This is a genomic window from Pseudomonas sp. GD03858 (genome assembly GCF_029840925.1).
Lineage (GTDB): Bacteria > Pseudomonadota > Gammaproteobacteria > Pseudomonadales > Pseudomonadaceae > Aquipseudomonas.
Map to the genome: position 1 here is coordinate 1 of NZ_JAOCDM010000195.1, position 4,425 is coordinate 4,425.

Annotated in this window: 2 protein-coding genes; both read left to right on the plus strand. The window is 64.0% G+C overall.

Annotated elements, in window-relative coordinates; translation table 11 throughout:
- Window positions 1-120 precede the first annotated feature (120 nt).
- Entirely contained in the window at window positions 121-1,263 is a 1,143-nt protein-coding gene (locus N5D48_RS25765; RefSeq protein WP_279888935.1) for an efflux RND transporter periplasmic adaptor subunit, read from the plus strand.
- A 13-nt stretch (window positions 1,264-1,276) separates the two neighbouring features.
- Complete coding sequence (locus tag N5D48_RS25770; protein WP_279888937.1) at window positions 1,277-4,330, plus strand: multidrug efflux RND transporter permease subunit; 3,054 nt, start codon at window positions 1,277-1,279, stop codon at window positions 4,328-4,330.
- Window positions 4,331-4,425 lie beyond the last annotated feature (95 nt).

Below are 4,425 nucleotides of genomic sequence, written 5' to 3' on the forward strand. Positions count from 1 at the left end.
GCACACGTTTATCCCTCCCCTTTTCGCAAAAACCGACAATACTTTCCCCCACCGCACGTGGGCCGGATCGCCCGTGGTCGTGCCCGATGAATAACAAACCCACATCCAGGGAACCGGACCATGTTGCGCCGCCGCATGCTGATCATGTTGGCCATCGTCCTGCTGATCGTGTTGATCCTGGGGGGCATCAAGGCCTTTTCCATCTATAAGCAGGTGCAGATGTTCTCGCAGCCCAAGCCGCCGGTCAGCGTCGCCGCGGCCCAGGCCGAGCTGCGCCAGTGGCAGGAGCGTCTGCCGGCGGTCGGCAGCCTCAAGGCCTATCAGGGCGTGGAGTTGAGCCTGGAAGTCGCCGGTACGGTCAGCTCGCTGCACTTCGAGTCGGGCCAGCAGGTCAAGGCCGGCCAGTTGCTGCTGCAACTGGACAGCGACCAGGAGACCGCCCTGCTCGGCACCGCCCAGGCCGACCTGGGGCTGGCCAAGGTCGACTTCGGCCGCGGCAGCCAGCTGGTCGGTGACTCGGCCATCTCCCGTGGCGAATACGACCGCCTGACCGCCCAGTATCGACGCAACCAGGCGGTGGTCGATCAGCTCAAGGCCTCGCTGGCGAAGAAAAGCATCCGCGCGCCGTTCAGCGGCACCATCGGCATCCGCCAGGTGGATGTCGGCGCCTATCTGCCCAGCGGCACGGTGATCGCCACCCTGCAGGACCTGTCCAGCCTCTACGTCGACTTCAACGTGCCCGAACAGGCCCTGCCGCACCTGAGCCTCGGCCAGCAGGTGCTGGTACAGGTGGCCGCCTATCCGGAGCAGACCTTCCCCGCCAGCCTCAGCGCGATCAACCCCAAGGTCGAGGAAAGCACCCGCAACCTGCTGGTACGCGCCACCCTGGCCAACCCTGACGGCAAGCTGCTGCCAGGCATGTTCGCCAGCCTGCGGCTGCTGCTGCCCGATCCCAGGCAACAAGTGGTGGTCCCGGAAAACGCCATCACTTACACGCTGTATGGCAACTCGGTGTATGTCGTCAGCCAGAAGAAGGCCGAAGACGGTCAGGCACAGCACGACACCGAGGGGCAGCCGCAGCTGATCGCTGAGCAGCGCACCGTGCAGACGGGCGAGCGCCGCGACGGCTGGGTCGTGGTGAGCAAGGGCCTGCAGGCCGGCGATCAGGTGGTCACCGCTGGCCAGCTCAAGCTCAGCCCAGGCGCGGCGATCCGTATCAATGCCGACACCGCCCTCAAGCCCGCCGCGCCGGGCGCGGACTGAACGGGAGGCGGCCATGGCGTTCACCGACCCGTTCATCCGTCGCCCGGTGCTGGCCTGCGTGGTCAGCCTGCTGATCCTGCTGCTGGGCCTGCAGGCCTGGAACAAGCTGCAGATCCGCCAGTACCCACAGATGGAAAACGCCCTGATCACCGTGACCACCGCCTACCCCGGGGCCAACGCCGAGACCATCCAGGGCTACATCACCCAGCCGCTGCAGCAGAGCCTGGCCAGCGCCGACGGTATCGACTACATGACCTCGGTAAGCCGGCAGAACTTCTCGGTGATCACCGTCTATGCACGCATCGGCGCCGACAGCGACCGCTTGTTCACCCAGTTGCTGGCCAAGGCCAACGAGGTGCGCAACAAACTGCCCCAGGACTCCGAGGACCCGGTGCTGAGCAAGGAGGCGGCCGACGCCTCGGCGCTGATGTACATCAGTTTCTACAGCAACGAGATGAGCAACCCGCAGATCACCGACTACCTGTCGCGGGTGATCCAGCCCAAGCTGGCCACCCTGCCGGGCATGGCCGAAGCCGAGATCCTCGGCAACCAGCTGTTCGCCATGCGCATCTGGATCGACCCGGTGAAGCTCGCCGGTTTCGGCTTGTCGGCGGTGGACGTGACCAACGCCGTGCGCCGCTACAACTTCCTCTCCGCCGCCGGCGAGGTGAAGGGCGAATACGTGGTCACCAGCATCAACGCGACCACCGAGCTCAAGTCCGCCGAGGCCTTCGCCGCCCTGCCGGTCAAGACCGACGGCGACAGCCGGGTGTTGCTAGGCGATGTGGCGCGCATCGAAATGGGCGCGGAAAACTACGACACGGTCAGTTCGTTCGACGGCACGCCGTCGGTATATATCGGCATCAAGGCCACCCCGGCGGCCAACCCGCTGGAGGTGATCAAGGAGGTGCGGCGCATCATGCCGCAGCTCGAGGAGGAGCTGCCGTCGAGCCTGAAGGTGTCCATCGCCTACGACGCCACGCTGTTCATCCAGGCTTCGATCGACGAGGTGATCAAGACCCTCGGCGAGGCGGTGCTGATCGTCATCGTCGTGGTGTTCCTGTTCCTCGGCGCCCTGCGCTCGGTGGTGATCCCGGTGGTGACCATCCCACTGTCGATGATCGGGGTGCTGTTCTTCATGCAGATGATGGGCTACTCGCTGAATCTGCTGACGCTGCTGGCCATGGTGCTGGCCATCGGCCTGGTGGTGGATGACGCCATCGTCGTGGTGGAGAACATCCACCGCCATATCGAGGAAGGCAAGACGCCGACCGAGGCAGCCCTGGAAGGCGCCCGCGAAATCGCCCTGCCGGTAGTGTCGATGACCATCACCCTGGCAGCGGTGTACGCGCCGATCGGTTTTCTCACCGGGCTGACCGGCGCCCTGTTCAAGGAGTTCGCCCTGACCCTGGCCGGCGCGGTGGTGATTTCCGGGGTCGTGGCCCTGACGTTGTCGCCGATGATGTGCGCGCTGCTGCTGCGCCACGAGCAGAACCCCAGCGGCCTGGCCCATCGCCTGGACCTGATCTTCGACAGCCTCAAGGTGCGCTACCAGCGCCTGCTGCACGGCACCCTGGACAGCCGTCCGGTGGTGCTGGTGTTCGCCGTGCTGATCCTGTGCCTGATTCCGCTGCTGCTGATGTTCACCCGCAACGAACTGGCGCCGGACGAGGACCAGGGGGTGATCTTCATGATGAGCAGCTCGCCGCAGACCGCCAACCTCGATTACCTCAACGCCTATACCGATGAGTTCACCCCGTTGTTCAAGCGTTTTCCAGAGTACTACTCGTCGTTCCAGATCAACGGTTTCAATGGTGTGCAGAGCGGCATCGGTGGCTTCCTGCTCAAGCCGTGGAACGAGCGCGAGCGCACGCAGATGCAGCTGCTGCCGCTGGTGCAGGCCGAGCTCGAGCAGATCGGCGGTCTGCAGATCTTCGGCTTCAACCTGCCCTCGCTGCCCGGCACCGGCGAGGGGCTGCCGTTCCAGTTCGTGATCAATACCGCCGGCGACTATCCGGCGCTGCTGGACGTGGCCCAGCGGGTAAAGGAGCGCGCCCAGGCCTCGGGCAAGTTCGCCTTCCTCGACATCGACCTGGCGTTCGACAAGCCCGAGGTGGTGGTCGATATCGAGCGGGCCAAGGCGGCGCAGATGGGGGTGTCGATGGATGTCCTGGGCGGCACCCTGGCAACCTTGCTGGGCGAGGCGGAGATCAACCGTTTCACCCTGGAAGGCCGCAGCTACAAGGTCATCGCCCAGGTCGAGCGTCCCTACCGCGCCGATCCTGGTTGGCTGAACAGCTATTACGTGAAGAACGACCAGAACCAGTTGCTGCCGCTGTCGACGCTCATCACGCTCAGCGATCGCGCCCGGCCACGCCAGCTCAACCAGTTCCAGCAATTGAACTCGGCAATCATCCAGGGGGTTCCGTTGGTGAGCATGGGCGAGGCGCTGGACACGGTGCGCGCCATCGTCCGGGAGGAAGCGCCGGAGGGTTTCTCGATGGACTATGCCGGCACGGCGCGGCAGTTCGTCCAGGAGGGTAGCGCGTTGTGGGCGACCTTTGGCCTGGCGCTGGCGATGATCTTTCTGGTGCTGGCGGCGCAGTTCGAGAGTTTCCGGGATCCGCTGGTGATTCTGGTGACCGTGCCGCTGTCCATCTGCGGGGCGTTGTTGCCGCTGTTCCTTGGGGTTTCGAGCATGAACATCTACACGCAAGTGGGGTTGGTGACCTTGATCGGGCTGATCACCAAGCATGGGATTCTGATCGTCGAGTTTGCCAACCAACTGCGCGATGAACGTGGGCTTGGGGTTCGCGAGGCCATCGAAGAGGCCGCCGCGATTCGCCTGCGGCCGGTGCTGATGACCACCGCGGCCATGGTGTTCGGCATGGTGCCGCTAATTCTGGCCAGCGGGGCTGGGGCGGTCAGCCGGTTCGATATCGGGATCGTGATAGCCACGGGGATGTCGGTTGGGACTTTGTTCACGTTGTTTGTGTTGCCCTGTATTTATACCGTTTTGGCGCATAGAGGGGGGCGGGTTGGGATGGGGGTTGTTAAGGAAGGTTGACGGTTCTGGTTCTGGTTCTGGTTCTGGTTCTGGTTCTGGTTTCAGAGTGATTGTTTTGATTTTTTTATGCGCATTCATTGGCGATGGTGACGCGT

Bases quoted from the DNA above. Each gene is read 5' to 3' on its own strand.
- N5D48_RS25765 (WP_279888935.1), top strand. From the start codon at position 121: ATGTTGCGCCGCCGCATGCTGATCATGTTGGCCATCGTCCTGCTGATC.
- N5D48_RS25770 (WP_279888937.1), top strand. From the start codon at position 1,277: ATGGCGTTCACCGACCCGTTCATCCGTCGCCCGGTGCTGGCCTGCGTG.